The sequence below is a fragment of the Haloarcula sp. H-hyl6 genome, assembly GCF_056934455.1.
Genome location: NZ_JBRIIK010000001.1, coordinates 147,862 through 166,344, shown reverse-complemented (window position 1 = coordinate 166,344; position 18,483 = coordinate 147,862). Strand labels below are relative to the sequence as shown.

Sequence of the window (18,483 nt, the reverse complement as noted above, 5' to 3'; positions counted from 1 at the left end):
ACTCACAGACAGACCATAACAATGACAGCAGACTCCCCAGCAGGTTCCAGATAGCCGTCATGTCCTCGAAACGTCGCCGCCACGTCGCCGCCCTTCTGGTCGGGTACATCGCCTACACAGTCGGCGTGACAGTCGCCGCCCGGACGCCGCCGACTGGCTACGAAATCTCCATCTACAGCGCCACGCCCATCGCGTTCTGGGTCGGAGTGGCCGTGGCCCTCGTCACCGCCATCCTCGTGGGATTGAACGCCCCGGTTGCGACCGCTCGACACCGCCTCGCGCTCTTGCTCGGGACGCTCACGGGCATCGCGATGGCGCTTCTCCCCATGATTCGGGACTACTACTACTACGGCGTCGGCGACGCCCTCAGCTACCTCGGCTGGACCCGGATGATTGCCGAGGGGTCGCTCAACCCGGTGAACTTCCTGTACCCGGGTATCCACAGCACCGCCGTCACGATGACCAGCGTGACCGGGTTGCCGCCCCGCCGGACGCTCCAGTTGGTCGTCGCGTTCTTCGTGGCGCTGTACATTCTCTTCACCGCGCTGTGCGTGGCCCGCATCGCCGCTCGGTCGAACGCCATCGCCGTGGGGACGTTCTTCGCGCTGCTCTTTCTCCCCATCAACAACGTTCACACCTACATCTTCCCGTACCCGACGAGCGAGGCCATCTTCTTCACGCCCTTCGCTCTGTACGTCCTCCTCCGGTACCTCGGCGACGAGGAGTCCCTGCTCACCGTTCGCGGCGTGCGCGTCGTCACGCCGCTGGGCGTCCTGTTGACGCTGGTGGGCGTCGCCGCCATCCTCCTCCACCCGCAGTCCGGGTCGAACGTCCTGTTCGTCATCGTCGCCGGACTGGGCCTGCAGGTGCTCGCGCAACTGTACGGTCGGTTCCGGTTGGAGGACCGCATCACTGGCCATCGGTCGCTCGCGCCGCAGGCCGTCGTCGTCGGTCTCTTCTTCGCCCTGTGGACGCCCCGGTTCGACAGGGCGACGGGGACGATGGGAACGGTGATAAACGGCCTCATCTACGGCGCGAACCCGGCCGACGAAATCTCCCAGTCCGGGAGTTCGCTCGCGGCCCTCGGGAGCGGCCTCGGCGAACTGTTCGTGAAGATTTTCTTCGTCAGCGCGGTGCTCTCGATAGTCGCCGGGTTCGTGATGCTGGCGGCGATGACCGACCGGTTGGACGACCGCTACCCCGACCGGAACGTCCTCCTGCGGTACGTCACGTTCGGGTTCGTCCCGGTGTTCATGCTGTTTGGCATCTTCTTCATCACCAGCGTCACCCGCCAACCGTTCCGCTACCTCGGGTTCATGATGGTGTTCGTCACCATCCTCGCCGCGGTGGCCGTCGCGGACGGCATCCCGTTCGGACTGGACTTCTCGACGGAGAACTGGCGGGCCGCCGTCGCCGTCGTCGTCGTCCTCCTGTTGGTGCCACAGGCGATGATTCTCCACCAGTCCCCGCACATGTACAAGGACTCCGACCACGTCCCCGAGACGTACTACGAGGGGCACGTCACCACGTTCGAGAACCGCGACCCGTCGGTGTGGTTCGCGGGGCCCCGCGGCGGCCCACGCCGATTCGTCGACGCCTACTATGGGACGACTTACTCCGACTACACGCCGACGGGCGAGCACTTCCCCGGCAAAGAGGAGAAGATACCCTTCGCGGTGTTCGGGAACAACGAGTCGACGTACTACTCGCACTGTCGGTACGTCCCGCTGACGACGAAGGACTACCAGAAGGAGATTGGCCTGTACGAGGGGTTCCGGTACTCCGCCGAGGCGTTCCGGTCGTTCCGGCAGAACCCGGACGTCTACCGGGTCCAGTCCAACGGGGACTACCGCCTCTACTTCGTCCGGGGTGAGGACTGCCTGCGATGACCCTCCGCGAGCGAATCGCGAAGGGGTTCAAGGCAACGCTCGCGTCCCGCGTCGTTCACGCCGTGGCGAACGGCGCGCTCCTCTTAGCGCTGACCCGGTTCCTGCTGGACCCGGAGCAGTACGGACTGCTGTACTTCGCCGTCTCAGTCGTTGGCGTCGCCGAACTGTTCGGCACGCTCGGCCTCACGAAGGCGACGGCCCGCTACGTCAACGAGTACGTCGAGAAGGACGACACGCAGGTCAGACACATCATGCGGTGGGGGTTCTTCGGCGTCGTCGTGATGGCCGTCGGTGTCTCGGCGGCCATCTCCGTCGCCAGCGCCCCCCTCGCGTCCCTGCTGGGCCGACCCGACGTCGCACCAGTCCTGACCGTCGGCGGCCTCTACGTCGCCGGTCGCTCGGTCATCAGCTACGAGCGGTCCGTGTTTCAAGCGTTCAACGCGGTCACGTACAGCGCCGTCCTCACCGCGACCAACAGCGTCGTCAGGCTCTCTGCGGCCGTCGGACTCGTGGTCCTCGGCTACGGCGTCGTCGGTGCGATGGCCGGCTACGTCCTCGGGTTCGGCGTGACCGCCGTGTTGGGGTTCGTCCTCCTGTACACGCGCTTCTACCGTCGACTGCCGCGGACCAAGGACGCCGAGACCGGCCTACGCCGCCGCCTGCTCCGGTACAGCGTCCCGACGGCCGCAACTCGGGCCAGCGTCGTCCTCGACAGCAAGATAGACACCGTCCTCGTCGGGATGCTGGCGACGCCCGTGGCCGTCGCGTTCTACACGCTCGCCCGGCAGGTGGCGGACCTCTGTATCGTCCCCGCCCAGTCGCTGGGGTACGCCGTCACGCCGACGCTCGGCGAGCAGTCCGCCGCCCAGAACCGCGAGCGGGCGGCCCGCATCTACGAGGCGTCGCTCCGGAACATCCTCCTGCTGTACGTACCGGCGGCCGCCGGCCTCGTCGTCGTCGCCGAACCCGTAGTCCGGTACGTCGTCGGCCCGGACTACCTCGGCGCAGTGCCGCTGATTCAGCTCTACGGCGTGTTCGTCATCATGCGTGCGATAGAGAAGATAACCGCGAACACGCTGGACTACCTCGGCCTCGCTCGCGTGCGGGCACTCGCTCGCGGGACCAGCGCGGTCAGCAACGTCGGCCTGAACCTCGTCCTCATCCCGCCGCTCGGTGCGCTCGGGGCCGGTATCGCCACGGTCGTCACGTACTCCGGATACGGCTTCGTCAACATGTACTACCTCCACCAGGAACTGCCGTTCGACGCGGCGGCCGTCGGCAACCACCTCGCCCGCGTCACCGCCATCGCCGTCGTCATGGGGGGCGTCGTCTACACGGTGATGCCGTACGTCACGGGCCTGTTCACGCTCGCGGGGGCCATCGTGGTCGGCGGGGCCGTCTGGGCCGCCCTCTCTGTCGCTAGCGGCCTCCTCGAACCCCGCGCCGTCCTGTCGTTCATGAGCTGACAGGCACTCCATAACTACGGGTCGCGTTGGGGTAGCACGGCCCATGCCTTCGGTCGCGTTCATGGGGAGTCACCCCCTCGGCGAACGATGCCTCGAACTGCTGAGCGAACACGACGACTTCGACGTGCAACTGGTCGTCACCTACGGTCCCGACGAGGACACGTGGTGGGACGGGTGCCTCTACGACCGGGCGGAGCGACTCGGCCACACCGTGGTCACACGCGAGGACGAACGGGACGTCCTCGACTACGACGTCGACTACCTCGTGAGCGTCTACTACCCGAACATCCTCGGCGAAGAACTGCTCGACCACCCCGACATCGCCCCCCTGAACCTCCATCAGGCCGAACTCCCGCGCTATCGGGGGAGCAACGTGTTCAGCCACGCCATCATGAACGCCCGCGAGGACGACCACTGGAAGTACGGGACGACGTTCCACGTGATGGCGCCCGAGGTGGACGCCGGCGACGTCCTCGCCAGAGACTTCGTCCCCATCCGCGAGACGGACACCGCTCGCACCCTCTACGACCGCGTCACGGAGGCGTCGGTGGCGATGTTCCGCGAACACCTCCCCACGCTCGTCGACGGCGACGTCCGTCGCCTCGCCACGCCGCAGTCGGCCTACGAGGGGGAGCGATACTTCTACACCAAGCAGAGTCTGGACGGCGAGAAGGCGATTCCGCCCGAACGGCTCGCGGCAGAGGACGAGGCGACGCAACTGGCCGTCTACGACAAGATTCGCGCGCTCGACTTCCCGCCGTTCCAGCCGGCCTACACCGAACTGGGCGGCCACCGGGTGCAGTTGACGGCGACGTCGTACACGGACCTCTTCGAGAACGAGTCGGTCCCGGAGTTCGACGTCGAGGGGGCCGACGCCTCCACGCCGCTCGCGCAGGACTGACGAAAAACCGACCCAGAAGGCCTGTCCAAACCACTGTCAGCAGACTCGATACTCGTCGAAGCCCGATGGACCGTGATACTCGCAAGTCGCTCTTTGTCCTAGGCTGACGCTTATCTGGCAGCCGCCGACACTACCCGTATGGACCGTCGCACCGCCCTCCAGCAGGCCGGCGCTGGCGCACTCCTCGTCCTCGGTGGCTGTGCCCACCCGCCCGGTCGAGTGACCGAGACAGCGACGGAGTCCACGCCCGACGTGCAGCGCCGAGTGTCCGTCGAGAGCACTGCGTCCGTGCCGGACCAGCACCAGTTCGACGTCGGCGTGACCGTCCTCGAACCCGAGATTACCGACGAACACACGGCACGGCTTCGACTCACGGTCACCAACACCGGAGCGGCACGTGCCATCTCCGTCTCGACGGGGCGCTGTGCGTTGTTCAACCGATACAGCCAGACGAGTTCACCGCGTGGGGTCTGGTTAGGCCTCGCTGACGTGGCGATGTACTGGTCGCGCACGGGACCTAAGTGGGTAGCCGACCCACCGACAAACGGCGCGTTCCCGGATTACGGCTGTTCGCTTCGGCCGTACGAATCGGGCGACTCCGTCTCGACGGAGTACGTCGTCCTCGACGATGGCCGGACAGATGGGTATCTGGACGCTGGGACGTACCGGTTCTCCGAGGACGTGTACGTCGCGTCGAAGCCGTCAGCAGAGGCAGACGCGGAGGACGCTGTGACGTTCGAGTGGGGATTCACCCTCCGTGTCGAGAACCCCGATTGTACCCTCTGTCTCTGACGGACCAGTTCGGCCATCGACGATAGCGTCGACGACCCGGTCGATGCGCCCGCCGCGACGACCGACGCCGTCGCAGCCGGGGGCTACTCGCATGAGACAGTGTTCCGTCTCCTGGCCCGGGGTGTGGGTGGAACTATCACAGGCCTTTAGACGCTCCGGTACTTTAGGCGGATGTGCTCAAACGCGCTGTGTTCACACTCTCACGTGTCGGCTTCGGCGCGAAGTTCGCCCGCGACGGGTACAACAACTTGTCGGAAAACGACGAGATGGTTGCGTACGCCGAGAGCGTCGGCGTCCCGTTACCCGATGTCCTCGTCCCCGCGGCTAGCGCGTTGCTCCTCGTCGGGGGAGTCTTGCTCGGACTCGGTCTCGCCCCCGTTCTCGGCGTCGTCGCCATCGCCACGTTCCTCCTCGGCGTCACGCCCGAGATGCACGACTTCTGGAACGAGTCGGGGGAAGAGCGAACGGACGAGTTGGACAACTTCCTTCGAAACGTCGCTCTCCTGAGCGGGACCGTCGCCTTCTGGTGGGCGACTCGGGACAGCGACGAGGAGTGAGCGAGACGCGCGAGTCCGCCCCTGCAGTCACACACTTCCGTTCAGGTACGCCCCGGTCGAGCGGGGTTCGCAACCTCTGTGTCACAGTCCGGGCCGTCGGCGGTGTGTCGCCGAGAAGTGCGGCGTCCGACAGCGCCGCTCAGACCTGCTTCACCAATCCGGGTCGCTCGACGGTGACGACTTCGTTCTTCGCCGCCGAGCGCTCCGCGTGTTCCAGCGTCTCGACGGCGCGAGCACCCACCGCGCCGCTGGCGGGCGGGTGTTCGCCGTTCTCGCTGGCGTCCACGAACGCCTCCACCTCGGTCTTCAGCGGTTCCTCCTCGTCCGTAGTGTGGACGATAGCGCCGTCGTTTCGGGACTTCAGGCCGTCGTCGGGGTCGGAGAACACCTCCGCGTCGAACAGTTTCAGCTTGGTGTTCTCCAGATAGTCGATGTACGCCGAGCGGTTCGACCCGACGACGACGAGGTCACGCGTCTTGTCGAAGACGGGAATCTGCCACGAGGAGTTGATGACGCCCGTGACGTTGCCGTACCCGAGCGTCAGCGTCGACGTCTCGACGATGCCCTCGCGGACGAACGAGTCGAACCGGCCGTGGACCGTGTCCGGACGCGAGTCCAACAGGTAGTCGTAGATGTCCACGTCGTGGACCGCAAGCGAGTACAGCACGCCGGTCGTTCGCCGGGGCACCCGGAACGAGAACCGGCGCGTCTGGAGGTACTTGATGCGGCCGAGTTCGCCCCGGTCGACCCGTCGCTTCAGCGCCCGGAGCGCCGGATGGTAGCGGAAGATGTGGCCCACGCCCAGCGAACAGTCGTTGTCTTCTGCCGTCTCGACGAGGTTCCACGCGTCCTCGGAGTTCAGCGCGAGAGGCTTCTCTACGAGGAGGTCGATACCGCGCTCCAGCATGTCGGTGCCGATGGCGCGGTGTGTGGTGGAGGGCGTCGCCACCGTCGCCGCGTCGACGTCCATCTCCGCGACGTCGGTGACGTACGGTAGGTCGTACGAGTCGGCGAGGGACTCCACCCGGCGCTCGTCCGTATCGCAGATGACCACCTCGTCCAGTCGCCCCTCGTCCAGCAGTTCCCGGGCGACCCGGACGTGGTTCTTCCCCCAGTAGCCCGTGCCGACGACGCCGTATCTCATTCGTAGTACCTCCGGACGGCGTCGCAGACGCGGTCGATTTCCGCCTCCGTGATGCGGGGGTGCATCGGGAGCGAGACGATGCGCTCACACAACCGCTCCGTCTCGGGCAGCGACGGACGCTCCGGGAGCAACTCCTGCATCGCCGGGGTCATGTGGACCGGAGGGTCGTAGTGGACGCCCGTCTGGATGCCGTGGTCGTCGAGGTACCCCCGAAGCCCCTCTCGGTCGGGCACCTGTACGACGAACAGGTGGTAGACGTGCGTGGCGTCGTCGCGTTCGACGGGGAGTTGCACGGCGTCGACGTCTTCGAGTCGGTCCCGGTAGCGGTCAGCGGCGGCCGACCGGTCGGCGTTCCAGTCGGCGAGATGCGATAGCTGTTCGAGGCCGGCGGCCGCGCTGACCTCGTTCATCCGGTGGTTCAGGCCGAGGCGGACGTGGTTGCCGTCGTCGTCGCGGCCGTGGTTGCGCAGTTGCCGGGCCGTCCGCGCGAGGTCGGCGTCGTCGGTGACGAGGATGCCGCCGTCGCCGGCGACGGTCATGTTCTTCGAGGGGTAGAAACTGAAGCAGGCGGCGTCGCCGAGACTGCCGACGGGGTCGCCGCGGTACGTCGCCCCGTGGGCCTGACAAGCGTCCTCGATGACCGTCAGGTCGTGGGCCTCGGCGACGCTCCGGACCGCGTGCATCGCCGCGGGTTGACCGTAGAGGTGGACGGGGACCACGGCCGCAGGGGTGTCGGCTTCCGACGCTTTGCGCGCGAGGTCACTCCCGCTCATCGTGTACGTCTGGGGGTCGACGTCGACGAACACGGGGTCTGCCCCCAGTTCGAGGACGGGGCTGACCGTGGCGAAGAACGTGTGGGCGGGCACCAGCACCTCGTCGCCCTCGCCGATGCCGGCGCTCTTCATCGTCAGGTACAGCGCGGCCGTCCCGCTACTGACCCCGACAGCGTGGTCGACGCCGCAGGTGTCTGCGAACTGTGCTTCGAGGGCTTCGACCCGCGGGCCCTTGACGTAGCGCCGCGATTCGAGCGTCTCGACGACGCCGTCGACGATGTCCTCGTCGACGTAGACGTCCGTGAACGGGACCTGTTCCGTCATCGGAGACGGGTTTCAGAGAGACGGGCATTGTTATACTCTGCGTTCGCACACGCGCGGCCGAGCGCGCTCACGCCCGGCGGTCGCGTCCGCGGCCCGGCGACCCGTAGGCACACCCAACGCGCGGTTCGTCACCGCATAACTTACGCCGAGTCTCCTGTCCCACCGGTCGAGATGGCACTGGACTCGCTCAGCGAACAGCAGGTGCTCGTCACGGGCGGCGCGGGGTTCGTCGGCAGTCACCTCGTGGCGGCCCTCACACCGACGAACGACGTGACCGTCCTCGACGACTTCTCGACCGGGTCCCGGGCGAACCTGTCCGAGGACGTCACCGTCCTGTCGGGCGACGTCCGGGACGAGTCGACCGTCGACGAGGCGATGGCCGGGGCCGACGTCGTCTTCCACGAGGCGGCCATGGTAAGCGTCCCAGAGTCCGTCGAACGGCCGGTGGCCTGTCACGCCCTGAACGGGTCGGCCACCGTCGGCGTCCTCGACTGCGCGCGCCGACACGACGCCAGAGTCGTGTTGGCCTCCAGCGCCGCCGTCTACGGCGACCCCGAATCGGTCCCCGTCTCCGAGGACGCGCCCGTCGACCCCGCCTCCCCGTACGGGTTCGAGAAGCGCCTCGCCGAGCAGTACGCCCGGTTCTACGCGGAGACGTACGACCTGCCGACGGTGCCGCTCCGGTACTTCAACGTCTACGGACCGCGTGGCCTCGACGGGGAGTACGCCGGCGTCATCGGCACGTTCGTCCGGCAGGCGCAGGCCGGCGACCCACTCACCGTCGAAGGGGACGGCGAGCAGACGCGGGACTTCGTGTACGTGGCCGACGTGGTGCGGGCCAACCTCCAGGCGGCAACGACGGACGCCGTGGGCAGGCCGTTCAACGTCGGCACCGGCGAGAGCGTCACCATCAACCACCTCGCGGAGACGGTCCGAGACGTCGTTGGGGCCGACGTGCCCATCGAACACGGTCCGCCCCGCGAGGGCGACATCGACCGGAGCGAGGCGGCGGTCGCGGCCGCCCGTGACCACCTCGGGTTCGAGGCGACGGTTGAACTGCGAGAGGGGCTCGCTCTCACGCTGGCCGAAGACGGCTGAGCCGGTCGGGAGGCGGTAACGTGGGGATTCCCGCGAAATATGGTCCTGCTTACATTGCGGTGTCGGCTCCGAGCAGTGGTATGGCGGACTCCGAGACGGAGAACGGTTCGGCGGTCGTGGTAGCGAACGATGCACCGGGGTCTCTCAGCGCCGTCAGGGCGCTCGGTCGGTTAGGGGTCAGGACGGTCGTCGCCTCGGAGCGCCGGCGGCCCCCGGCCTTCGCGTCGAAGTACTGCGACGAACGCGTCTCGCTCCCGTCCCCGCACGACGGGCTCGACGCGTACAGCGACCTGTTGCTCGATTTGGCAGCGCGGCCGTCCGTCAAGACCATCGTGCCCGTGCGGGAGGAGGACGTGTTCGTGCTCTCGAGGGACCGCGACGCCTTCGCGGACCACCTCCGTCCGGTGTGGCCGGACATGGAGACGCTGGCGACGGCACACGACAGAATCGAACTCGTCGCGGCGGCGGAACGGGCCGGCGTCGACGTGCCCGAGACCCGGTTGCTCGACGAGGTGACTGACTGGGACCGGCCGCTCATTTCGAAGGCCCGGTACGGCCTCGTTACCGGGTACTACGTCGACGGCATGTCGCCCGACGCGGTGCACCCGACGCCCAACACGCAGTACATCGAACCCGGCGACACGCCAGACGTCGACGACCTGATAGCGCGGATGGGCCACGTTCCGCTCGTTCAGGAGTACGTCCCGGGCACTGAGTACACCGTCCGGGCGCTGTACGACGAGGGCGACCCGGTCCTCACGACCCAGAAGGCACTCCGTCGAGGGTTCAAGTACCCGCGAGGGCCCAGCATCTACCACGAAGCAGTAGACATCCCCGAACTCCGGACGGCCGCGCTCTCGCTACTGAACGAACTGGAGTGGCACGGACCCGCGTCCGTCGGGTTCATCCGCCACGAGGAGACGGGCGACTTCAAGTTGCTGGAAATCAACCCGCGGTTCTGGTCGTCGCTCCCCTGTGACCACCACGCGGGCGTGGAGTATCCGGAGTACTACTGGCGGCTCGCGAACGGGGAGTCCGGTCCGTTCACTCCGGAGTACACTCCCGGAACGGCGTCACACCACCTGCGTGGGGAAGCCGTCCACCTCCTGAGCGTCGCCACGGAGACGTACCCGTTCGTCCGCAAACCGTCGCTCGGCGGAACGGCGGCGTCGATGGCTGGGTCCCTCCTGACTCAGCCGCGGTTCGACGTCTTCAGCAGCGACGACCCGCGCCCCTTCGTCCGGGACCTCTTGAACGTGGTACGGTCCGACTGACAACGTTTAACGCGAGTGCGAAACGTTCTAAGCCATACAGATTCAGCAAAAATTATAAATAGTGATACTGTGTGCGGTTTCGTATGGAGATATGTGACACTGCGAGGGGGTCGGATTGGGACGGGAAACCCGAGGAAGAAGCCGTCAGCACTACGGTAGCGCGACGACTCGCTGACGAGATAGGGGAACCTCCAACGGAAATGACACCTCTCGCCGAGTCCATCGACCCGGACGCTCTCGACCGGTTGTTCCAGGTCGATGACACAGACGTCGAGTTCAGATTCGTCCACGAAGGTCACACGGTTCGGGTGTCGCAAGCCGGCATCACAGTCGAGTAACTCGGACCGACGGGCACGGGGGAAAGCGCGGATTTCTCGCGCTAACCGACACATTACGAAGTGAGTTTAGTGACCACTGACGTACTGCATGAGTGGTCACCTTACGTCGGACGAGTGGCAACGCATTACCGAGTTCGCACAGACGCCGAAACACCGCCGCCGTCCGGAGCAGTTGCTCCCGGAAGACGCGGTGATGGAGGACGACGAGGCACCGGACGCGACGACCGACTGACGGCTCAAATCATGTTCTCAGTTTCGATGGTGTTCCAGACGTCGAGGCCCGGGTCCGTGATACCGTAGACCCTCCCTTTCCGCCGGTCTTCGGAGACGAGCAGGGTCACGAGGTCGGAGTCCCGTAACTCCTGTAGCGCCCGTGAGACGTGCGCGATGCTCAGGTCGGTCTCTTCTGCGATGAGTGACGGCGTCGCCGGTCCTTCTGCGAGGCGTCGGAGCGTCTCGACGCGATAGCGCGAACTGATGACGTAGCTGACCTCGTCCCACGGGTCCGAGTCACTCATGGCTCGCCCTCCCAGCACGGCGTCGGGTCGGCCCGACGAGGTGGTAGTTCGTGCGACCGGCGCCGCTGTTCGGCGGGCGGGCGACGAGTGATGCCTGAACGAGTGAGTGTTGGGTTGCCATCAGTGTTCTCTGAGTTCTGGTGGACGGGCCGTGTGGCACCGCCGCTGGTCGGCGTACTGTGCGAGGGTGACAGACAGCAGAACGAGGACGGCACCGGTTCCGACGACGGACGGCGGCAGTCGAGTCAGCAGGCCGACGTCGAGCGCCGACCCCAGAAATACCGTCCCGACGGCCAGCGACACCGCGCTGTTGAACCGCGCCCAGTGGGTCACGGGGGCCACCGCACTGAGGTACCGGTCGACCTCGGTGCTCGCCGGTGTGTCGGTAACCGTCCGCGCCTCCTCGTCGTACTCGACGAGCCCGGCGGCCTCTAGCTTCGGGATGTGGGACTGGTACAGCGACACGTAGACGCGTTTCTCCTCGGCGGGACCGATGTCCGACGGTGCCACGTCGGACTCGTTTGCCCCGATGGTTCGCGCAAGCGTGGCTAGTTCCACCGGCGACCCGGTCTGGCGGAGCGTCGACAGGATGAACCGGCGACGGCTGTTGCTCAGCACCTCGAAGACGGTATCCCGTGAGACGGACTCTCCGTGGGTCATCGTCTATCCCTCCGAGCGGGGCTGTGTCGAGGGCTGCCGCGTCTGCGTCGTGAAGCCACGTTGGGTGTCCATCACAGTCACCGACCTTTGTTACGTATCACATATCAGACTCAGTTCGGTCGGTATCCCGGGCGAAACGACTGGGTACCCACGTAGTAGCCACACCCGCGAGATTCCGAAAACACCCACCCCCGTACTCGCTGAAGCCTGCGCCTTCGTGACACAGGACGCGCATAACAATGGCTTCACTTTGCCTGCCGCAAACCGTGATAGCTGTACAATCGAAGCCGACCGGACGGCGTCGGCACCGGTCCCGCTCGGTGGTGACCGGACGTGACTGACACACGTCCGCCCGAGCCGACCATGTCCATCGCCTCGCCGGACGTCGGGGAGGAAGAGTTGCGCCGCATCCGCGACGTGTTGCGGTCGGGCCAACTCAGCGGCGGCGACGAGGTGGACGCGTTCGGCGCCGACTTCGCGGACTACTGCGACGTCGCCCACGGGGTCCCGACCAGTAACGGCACCACGGCTCTCCACGCGGCCCTGTACGCTCTCGGTATCGGCGACGGCGACACCGTCCTGACGACGCCGTTCTCGTTCGTCGCCACGGCCAACGCCGTCAGGCACGTCGGGGCGACGCCGGTGTTCGCCGACGTCGACCCACAGACGTACAACCTCGACCCGGAGCGCGTCGCGGCGACGGCCGATGCGGTGGGCGGCGTCGACGCCATCGTCGCCGTCCACCTCTACGGCTGTCCGGCCCCGATGGACGAGTTGCGGGCCATCGCGCACCGCTACGACGCGGCCCTCGTCGAAGACGCGGCGCAGGCACATGGAGCGACCTACCGCGGCGACCCCGTCGGCAGTCTCGGCGACGCCGCCTGCTTCAGTTTCTACCCGACGAAGAACATGACCACGGGCGAGGGCGGCGTCGTCGTCACCGACGACGCAGACGTGGCGGACAGACTGTGGCAGTTCATCGACCACGGGCGCGACGGCGAGGGGAACCACGCCGTCGTCGGGCACAACTTCCGCATGACGGACGTCTGTGCCGCCATCGGCCGCGTCCAACTGGAGAAACTCGACGGGTACGTCGCGGCCCGCCGAGAGCACGCGGCGCAGTACGACGACGCCCTCTCGGAGTCCCCCGTCGTCGGCCCCGTCGAACCCGAGGACTGCCGCCACTCGTACCACCAGTACACCGTCCGGTGTACCGACCGGGACGCCCTCGCGGCGCATCTCGACAGCCACGGCGTCCCCTCGGCGGTGTACTACTCGACGCCGATTCACGAGGAACCGGCCTACGACGACGTGGACGTCTCGCTGCCCGAGGCGGAACGGGCGGCCGACGAGGTGCTGTCACTGCCGGTTCACCCCGACTTGACGCCGCGCGACGTCCGCGCCGTCACCCGCGCACTCACGGAGTTCGAACAATGACGCTCGCCCTCACGGAGGTCCGGTCATGAACAGGACAGAATCGCTCGTCGCCGGCGTCATCGGCGTCGGCAGTATGGGGTCACACCACGCCCGCGTGTACAACGAGATTCCGGGCGTGGACCTCGTGGGCGTCGCGGACGCCGACCCGGTGTCGGCGGCCGAGACGGCGGCCGAGTACGGAACCTCGGTGGCCGACCAGTCCGACCTCTTAGACGTCGTCGACCTCGTCTCCATCGCCGTCCCCACGCGGTTCCACTACGACGTCGCGATGGAGGCCATCGAGGCCGGCGTCTCCGTCCTCGTCGAGAAACCGTTCGTCCGCGACCAGCGGGAGGGGCGGGAACTCATCGACCGAGCGGACGAGATGGGCGTCCAGTTGCAGGTCGGCCACATCGAGCGGTTCAATCCCGTCGTCGACGTCTTGCAGGACGTGCTTGCCGACGTGGAACCGATAGCCGCGTCGGCCCGCCGACTCGGGCCGCCCGTCTCCCGGGACGTCCACGACGACGTGGTGATGGACCTGATGATACACGACATCGACGTGGTCTGCTCGCTGTTCGACGACGAGGTGTCCGGACTGACGGCCGTCAGCGCCTGCGACGGCGACTACGCCGACGCCCAGATAGAGTTCGCCGGCGGCACCGTCTGCTCGCTGACCGCCAGCAGAATCACCCAAGAGCGCATCCGCGACCTCTCGGTGACGGCGCGGGAGTGTCACGTCGCCGTGGACTTCATCGACCAGTCGATGCGCATCTACCGTCACTCCGACCCGTCCTACCACACCGAGAACGGGGACGTACGCTACACGCAGGAGAGCATCATCGAACGGCCCGCCGTCGAGAGCGACGAACCGCTCAAGCGGGAACTCCGTTCGTTCGTCGAGTGCGTACGCGACGGGACGACGCCCCGCATCACCGGTGAGGACGGCCTCCGTGCCCTGTCCATCGCCAGCGAGATAAGCGACATCGCCGCCTCGCGGACCATGGCCCTGAAGGAGGTGAGCATCAGTGACGGCAGTACGACCTGAGGGCGGACTGTACGCGGCTGACAGCGGCGGATGGGCGCTCCAGGACGCGTTCGTCGAGGGGTCCTTTCCCGTGGCCGTCTACGGTCTCGGCAAGATGGGGTTGCCCCTCGCGGCGGTCATGGCCGACGTCACCGGTAACGTCACGGGCGTCGACATCGACCCCGACGTCGCCGCGGCCGTCGAACGCGGTGAGTGTCCCGTCGAGGGGGAACCGGGACTCGCCGAACTCGTCGCAGAGACGACCGCCGACGGGTCACTCACCGCGACGGCGGACCCCACGGCCGCGGCTTCGGCGGCCCGGATGCACGTCGTCATCGTCCCGACGCTGTTGGACGAGACGAACGACCCGGACCTCTCGGCCCTGTTGGCGGCCGTCGACGCAATCGCCGAGGGTCTCTCCGCGGGCGACCTCGTCGTCGTCGAGTCGACGGTGCCGCCGGGGACCACCCGCGACGTGGTCGCGCCGCGACTCGCCGAGCGGAGCGGGCTGGAACCCACCGCGTTCGGCGTCGCCTTCTGTCCCGAGCGAACGGCGAGCGGTCGGGCACTCGAGGACATCCGCGGCGCGTACCCGAAGGTGGTCGGCGGCGTCGACGCCGAGAGCGAACGGGTCGCCGCACTCGTCTACGACGAGGTGACGACCAACGAGGTCATCCCCGCTGGCGACGCGACCACCGCCGAGTGCGTGAAGGTGTTCGAGGGCATCTACCGGGACGTCAACGTCGCTCTCGCCAACGAACTCGCCCGAGTCGTCGACCCGTTGGGCGTCGACGTGGGGCGAGCCATCGAGGTGGCGAACACCCAGCCGTTCTGTGACATCCACGACCCCGGCCCCGGCGTGGGCGGTCACTGCATCCCGCTGTACCCGTACTTCCTCACGTCGCAGGTCGAGACGGACCTCCCGCTGATTACCACGAGCCGTTCGGTCAACGACGCGATGCCCGCGTTCGTCACCAGTTCGGTCGTGCGGATGCTCGGCGACCGCGGCGTCGACGTCGCGGACGCGACGGTGCTGTTGCTCGGAGTGGCGTACCGTGCCGGGGTCGACGAGACCCGCAAGGCACCTGCGAAAGACGTGGCGGCCCACCTCACGAAACTCGGCGCTGACGTCCACGCGACGGACCCCGTCGTCGACGTCGACGCCGTCACTGACCTCGACGCGACGCCGCTCGCCCACGACAGTATCGAGGATGCCGCCGCGCAGTTCGACGCCGTCGTCCTCCTCACCGCGCACGAGGAGTACGCGGAACTGGACTTCGACGCCTTCGAGAACGCCGTCGCGGTGGACACCCGTGACGTCCTATCGGAGTGTTCACTCCCCGTTTACACGGTCGGGAGCGGTCGCTCGTAGGCTCTCTCTGCAAGCCTTCGACTCTTTTCGCAATCACGTACTACCGTTCGATAGACGCACCATTCTCCGACAGTAGCGATTCGTCAAATCTATCAGATATAATAAGTAACAAAGTATTAAGTGCCAAAAGCGTGTCTGAATTGACACGCTCTTGGGTTCGGACGGGCGCAACTGTCACGGCTGCATCTGGGGGTGCGGTCACCGCGTGGCAGTTATCGCGGCCGACACCGCCGCCCGCGCTCCGGGCCGAGGAGGGCCAAACCATGAGCACGCAGGACCAACCCACCACCGGTGCCAGCATCGAGGACCCGACTCCCGCGGAAGCGCAAGCGGAGTCGGTGCAGACGGAGGCCGAGGACGCGGGAACAGAGAGTACTCCGGAGACGGAGAGCCTCTCACTCGACCTCATCTTCGAAATTCTGAAGAATAGTCGGCGACGCGAAGTGTTGCACTACCTCAGAGAGACCGACCCGAGCGAGCGCGTCGCACTCGGCGAACTGGCCGAACACGTCGCGGCCATCGAGAACGACACGACGACGGATGCGCTGACGTCGAGCCAACGCAAACGCGTCTACGTCGGCCTCTATCAGTGCCACCTGCCGAAGATGGACGACATGGGCGTCGTCGATTTCAACCAGGACCGCGGGCACGTGAAGCTCGCGCCGGCGGCAGACCAACTGATGGAGTATCTGGACCGTCCGACGGACGAGGCAGCCATCAACTGGCACCAGTACTACGCCGGCGTCTCGGGCATCGGCGTCGCCATCCTCGGCCTGTCGGCCCTGCTGGGGCTCTCGGGCGGTGTACTGCTGACGCTGGTCGGTCTGGTCGTCGCCACGTTCGCGTTCTGTTCCGGCGTCCACTGGCTTGTCGACGCACGAACCGCGGAGTGAGGCGACGTCGTCACGACGCGCGACGAGCGGCCGGTCTTCTCGACTGTATCCGAACGACGAAAACCCGACAGCGCCGCCGCTCGGGCGGTAGCGAGCGGAAAATCGGGGTCGGGTGGCCGGGGGTTCGTCCGCGAGTCGGATGGGTACACGATTAGGCCGTCCGACCCCGTCGCGGTCTGCGTCGGACACAAGTGGGTGGTGTACCGCTTCGGATGGTGTTCTCAGTGTGGGCCGACTGACAGCGCGCCGCACAGCGACGCGGTCCGGCCGGCGTCCGAGGCGATGTGTGGGACCGATATTGTAAAACTCCCCCTACTGTCACGTTCTGACTCGTGCCGGCGGCGAGTCCGGCGGTCGAAACCCGAGTGCGGTCGGGACCGAAGCCGTCGCCTTCTAGCAGTAGGCCCTTCCTACGCAGTCTCGCGAGCGGGACACCCGATAGCCTCGGCGTGCATTCACCGTGGGTCCGGGCGGAAGGAGATAAGCCCCAGTCTAGCCGCATCGTCGTGCCTTGTCTGCGGCCCCGAACGTAGCTGTCACGTCGAAGAACCGCGTCCGTTCGCAGACGCCCGGTCGTCGGCATCCGGTCACGTGTTCTCCACCTGTCGTCGCCTTCTCTCAGGACCGCGGCTCTACGTTCTGGTTCAGGTGGAACAGGTTCTCGGGGTCGTACTCGGTCTTCACTTCGGCCAGTCGGTCGTAGTTGTCGCCGTACAGCATCGTCGCCGGGTCCTCGGCCAACCCGGGAAAGTTGCCGTAGCCGCCCGACGCTACTCCGAGTTCGACCGCCTCGTCGAGGCCGTCGCGCGCCCACGAGACGTTCGCGTCGTCCTCGGACGGGTCCTCCCAGTTGGCCTCGAAGTTGAGCATGAACGGCTTGTCGCGGTGCCAGAACGCGGTGGCGTCCTGCGTGACGTCCGCGACGGCACCGCCGAGGTGCCAGACGTCGATGGTCGAGAGGGGCGAGGGTGCGGCCTCGTTGTACCGGAGGACGAGGTCCACCACCTCGTCGGTTATCTCCTCCAAGAAGACGGACTTCCAGTAGTAGCGCAGGCCCTCCGGGTAGTCCTCGTCTAGCATCGACTGCAGGTCCTCGTACTGCATCGTCCCGCTCAGGTCGGCCAGCGGCGTCGCACACTCGCGGAGCGAGTCGAACGTCGCGGGGTCCTCGGCCAGTTCGCCCCGCGCGGACCCGAGGAACACCACCGCGGGTTCGCCCCACGCCGCCGAGGGTAACCCCTCCATCTCCGGTACGTGTCCGGCGAACGGTAGCACGCCGGCCTGTCGCGGCGCCGATTCGGCCCACTCCTCGAACGCCGAGAACGCGGCCCGGCCGTCGTCGCCGTGGAACCACACGAAGAAGGCGTACACCTCGGGCCCGACGTCGTGGAGTTCGTACTCGAAGGAGGTGACGACGCCGAAGTTGCCGCCGCCGCCGCGAATCGCCCAGAAGAGGTCTTCGTTCCGGTTGTCGCTTGCGACGCGCACCTCGCCGTCGGCGGTCACCACGTCGGCCGACACGACGTTGTCCGCCGCCAGTCCGTGTTCACGGGAGAGGTGACCGTACCCGCCGTTGAGCGTCAGGCCCGCGATGCCCGTCTCGGAGACGGCACCCAACGCCGTGGCGAGGCCGAACAACTGCGTCTCGTGGTCCACGTCGCCGAGTTCCGCGCCGCCCTGCGCTCGGACCGTCCGCCCCTCGCGGTCCACCCGGACGCCGGTCATCTCCGAGAGGTCTATCATCAGGCCGCCGTCCGTGACGGACTTGCCGGCGACGTTGTGGCCGCCGCCGTGGACGCTCAGTTCAACGTCGTTCTCCCGCGCGAAGTCGACGGCCGCCACCACGTCGGCGGTACCCGTACACCGGACGACGAGCGCCGGCCGGCGGTCTATCATCGCGTTCCAGATGGTGCGGGCCGCTTCGTACCCGTCGTCCGCCGGTTCGAGGAGGTCACCTCTGACTCGCTCACGGAGCGATTCGACCTGTTCTGCCGGTATCGTCTCGACGCTGTCTGTCGGTTCTTGGGCCATGATGCCGAGA

Annotated in this window: 18 protein-coding genes; 13 read left to right on the top strand and 5 right to left on the bottom strand. The window is 66.9% G+C overall.

The window, feature by feature from the left end; all coding sequences use genetic code 11:
- Positions 1-59 precede the first annotated feature (59 nt).
- From Hhyl6_RS00765 to Hhyl6_RS00745, 5 genes are all read left to right on the top strand, one after another.
- Positions 60-1,889 (top strand): hypothetical protein, encoded by a 1,830-nt coding sequence (locus Hhyl6_RS00765; RefSeq protein ID WP_483737311.1) that lies wholly within the window; start codon positions 60-62, stop codon positions 1,887-1,889.
- Entirely contained in the window at positions 1,886-3,355 is a 1,470-nt protein-coding gene (locus tag Hhyl6_RS00760) for a flippase (protein ID WP_483737310.1), read from the top strand. Before Hhyl6_RS00765 ends, Hhyl6_RS00760 begins: the two co-directional genes overlap by 4 nt.
- Positions 3,356-3,398: 43 nt before the next feature.
- The gene (locus tag Hhyl6_RS00755) at positions 3,399-4,256 is read left to right on the top strand and encodes a methionyl-tRNA formyltransferase (protein ID WP_483737309.1); all 858 of its coding nucleotides are present in this window, start codon (positions 3,399-3,401) and stop codon (positions 4,254-4,256) included.
- A gap of 138 nt (positions 4,257-4,394) precedes the next feature.
- Entirely contained in the window at positions 4,395-5,048 is a 654-nt protein-coding gene (locus Hhyl6_RS00750; RefSeq protein ID WP_483737308.1) for a hypothetical protein, read from the top strand.
- A 173-nt stretch (positions 5,049-5,221) separates the two neighbouring features.
- A complete protein-coding gene (locus Hhyl6_RS00745) occupies positions 5,222-5,605 on the top strand; it encodes a DoxX family membrane protein (protein ID WP_483737307.1) in 384 nt (127 codons plus the stop codon).
- A gap of 139 nt (positions 5,606-5,744) precedes the next feature.
- Here the strand turns inward: Hhyl6_RS00745 and Hhyl6_RS00740 are convergent, their stop codons facing one another.
- Complete coding sequence (locus Hhyl6_RS00740; RefSeq protein ID WP_483737306.1) at positions 5,745-6,749, bottom strand: Gfo/Idh/MocA family protein; 1,005 nt, start codon at positions 6,747-6,749, stop codon at positions 5,745-5,747.
- The gene (locus Hhyl6_RS00735; RefSeq protein WP_483737305.1) at positions 6,746-7,846 is read right to left on the bottom strand and encodes a DegT/DnrJ/EryC1/StrS family aminotransferase; all 1,101 of its coding nucleotides are present in this window, start codon (positions 7,844-7,846) and stop codon (positions 6,746-6,748) included. Before Hhyl6_RS00735 ends, Hhyl6_RS00740 begins: the two co-directional genes overlap by 4 nt.
- A 171-nt stretch (positions 7,847-8,017) precedes the next feature.
- Here Hhyl6_RS00735 and Hhyl6_RS00730 point away from each other — a divergent pair, with 171 nt between their 5' ends.
- From Hhyl6_RS00730 to Hhyl6_RS00715, 4 genes are all read left to right on the top strand, one after another.
- The gene (locus tag Hhyl6_RS00730) at positions 8,018-8,944 is read left to right on the top strand and encodes an NAD-dependent epimerase/dehydratase family protein (protein ID WP_483737304.1); all 927 of its coding nucleotides are present in this window, start codon (positions 8,018-8,020) and stop codon (positions 8,942-8,944) included.
- 80 nt (positions 8,945-9,024) lie between these two features.
- Positions 9,025-10,218 (top strand): carboxylate--amine ligase, encoded by a 1,194-nt coding sequence (locus Hhyl6_RS00725; protein ID WP_483737303.1) that lies wholly within the window; start codon positions 9,025-9,027, stop codon positions 10,216-10,218.
- An 83-nt stretch (positions 10,219-10,301) separates the two neighbouring features.
- Positions 10,302-10,556: a HalOD1 output domain-containing protein gene (locus tag Hhyl6_RS00720; RefSeq protein ID WP_483737302.1), complete on the top strand. Its 255-nt coding sequence runs from the start codon at positions 10,302-10,304 to the stop codon at positions 10,554-10,556.
- A gap of 88 nt (positions 10,557-10,644) precedes the next feature.
- Positions 10,645-10,788 carry a hypothetical protein gene (locus Hhyl6_RS00715; RefSeq protein WP_483737301.1) on the top strand — a complete coding sequence of 48 codons (144 nt, stop codon included), beginning with the start codon at positions 10,645-10,647 and terminating at the stop codon, positions 10,786-10,788.
- A gap of 4 nt (positions 10,789-10,792) precedes the next feature.
- On the opposite strand, the gene Hhyl6_RS00710 is transcribed toward Hhyl6_RS00715, so the two are convergent.
- Positions 10,793-11,074, bottom strand: a complete 282-nt coding sequence (locus Hhyl6_RS00710) for an ArsR/SmtB family transcription factor (protein WP_483737300.1) — start codon at positions 11,072-11,074, stop codon at positions 10,793-10,795.
- Between the two features lie 120 nt (positions 11,075-11,194).
- Positions 11,195-11,734 (bottom strand): DUF7344 domain-containing protein, encoded by a 540-nt coding sequence (locus tag Hhyl6_RS00705; RefSeq protein ID WP_483737299.1) that lies wholly within the window; start codon positions 11,732-11,734, stop codon positions 11,195-11,197.
- A gap of 333 nt (positions 11,735-12,067) precedes the next feature.
- Between Hhyl6_RS00705 and Hhyl6_RS00700 the strand changes: the two genes are divergently transcribed.
- The 4 genes from Hhyl6_RS00700 to Hhyl6_RS00685 all read left to right on the top strand — a co-directional run bounded on the left by Hhyl6_RS00700 (position 12,068) and on the right by Hhyl6_RS00685 (position 16,442).
- Entirely contained in the window at positions 12,068-13,171 is a 1,104-nt protein-coding gene (locus Hhyl6_RS00700; protein WP_483737298.1) for a DegT/DnrJ/EryC1/StrS family aminotransferase, read from the top strand.
- A gap of 25 nt (positions 13,172-13,196) precedes the next feature.
- Positions 13,197-14,198 (top strand): Gfo/Idh/MocA family oxidoreductase, encoded by a 1,002-nt coding sequence (locus Hhyl6_RS00695; protein ID WP_483737297.1) that lies wholly within the window; start codon positions 13,197-13,199, stop codon positions 14,196-14,198.
- Entirely contained in the window at positions 14,179-15,549 is a 1,371-nt protein-coding gene (locus Hhyl6_RS00690; protein WP_483737296.1) for a nucleotide sugar dehydrogenase, read from the top strand. Before Hhyl6_RS00695 ends, Hhyl6_RS00690 begins: the two co-directional genes overlap by 20 nt.
- Positions 15,550-15,812: 263 nt before the next feature.
- Positions 15,813-16,442: a DUF7344 domain-containing protein gene (locus Hhyl6_RS00685; protein ID WP_483737295.1), complete on the top strand. Its 630-nt coding sequence runs from the start codon at positions 15,813-15,815 to the stop codon at positions 16,440-16,442.
- Between the two features lie 618 nt (positions 16,443-17,060).
- On the opposite strand, the gene Hhyl6_RS00680 is transcribed toward Hhyl6_RS00685, so the two are convergent.
- The gene (locus Hhyl6_RS00680; RefSeq protein WP_483737294.1) at positions 17,061-18,473 is read right to left on the bottom strand and encodes an FAD-binding oxidoreductase; all 1,413 of its coding nucleotides are present in this window, start codon (positions 18,471-18,473) and stop codon (positions 17,061-17,063) included.
- Positions 18,474-18,483 lie beyond the last annotated feature (10 nt).

Bases quoted from the DNA above. Each gene is read 5' to 3' on its own strand.
- Hhyl6_RS00765 (WP_483737311.1), top strand. From the start codon at position 60: ATGTCCTCGAAACGTCGCCGCCACGTCGCCGCCCTTCTGGTCGGGTAC.
- Hhyl6_RS00760 (WP_483737310.1), top strand. From the start codon at position 1,886: ATGACCCTCCGCGAGCGAATCGCGAAGGGGTTCAAGGCAACGCTCGCG.
- Hhyl6_RS00755 (WP_483737309.1), top strand. From the start codon at position 3,399: ATGCCTTCGGTCGCGTTCATGGGGAGTCACCCCCTCGGCGAACGATGC.
- Hhyl6_RS00750 (WP_483737308.1), top strand. From the start codon at position 4,395: ATGGACCGTCGCACCGCCCTCCAGCAGGCCGGCGCTGGCGCACTCCTC.
- Hhyl6_RS00740 (WP_483737306.1), bottom strand. From the start codon at position 6,749: ATGAGATACGGCGTCGTCGGCACGGGCTACTGGGGGAAGAACCACGTC.
- Hhyl6_RS00735 (WP_483737305.1), bottom strand. From the start codon at position 7,846: ATGACGGAACAGGTCCCGTTCACGGACGTCTACGTCGACGAGGACATC.
- Hhyl6_RS00730 (WP_483737304.1), top strand. From the start codon at position 8,018: ATGGCACTGGACTCGCTCAGCGAACAGCAGGTGCTCGTCACGGGCGGC.
- Hhyl6_RS00725 (WP_483737303.1), top strand. From the start codon at position 9,025: ATGGCGGACTCCGAGACGGAGAACGGTTCGGCGGTCGTGGTAGCGAAC.
- Hhyl6_RS00720 (WP_483737302.1), top strand. From the start codon at position 10,302: ATGGAGATATGTGACACTGCGAGGGGGTCGGATTGGGACGGGAAACCC.
- Hhyl6_RS00715 (WP_483737301.1), top strand. From the start codon at position 10,645: ATGAGTGGTCACCTTACGTCGGACGAGTGGCAACGCATTACCGAGTTC.
- Hhyl6_RS00710 (WP_483737300.1), bottom strand. From the start codon at position 11,074: ATGAGTGACTCGGACCCGTGGGACGAGGTCAGCTACGTCATCAGTTCG.
- Hhyl6_RS00705 (WP_483737299.1), bottom strand. From the start codon at position 11,734: ATGACCCACGGAGAGTCCGTCTCACGGGATACCGTCTTCGAGGTGCTG.
- Hhyl6_RS00695 (WP_483737297.1), top strand. From the start codon at position 13,197: ATGAACAGGACAGAATCGCTCGTCGCCGGCGTCATCGGCGTCGGCAGT.
- Hhyl6_RS00685 (WP_483737295.1), top strand. From the start codon at position 15,813: ATGAGCACGCAGGACCAACCCACCACCGGTGCCAGCATCGAGGACCCG.
- Hhyl6_RS00680 (WP_483737294.1), bottom strand. From the start codon at position 18,473: ATGGCCCAAGAACCGACAGACAGCGTCGAGACGATACCGGCAGAACAG.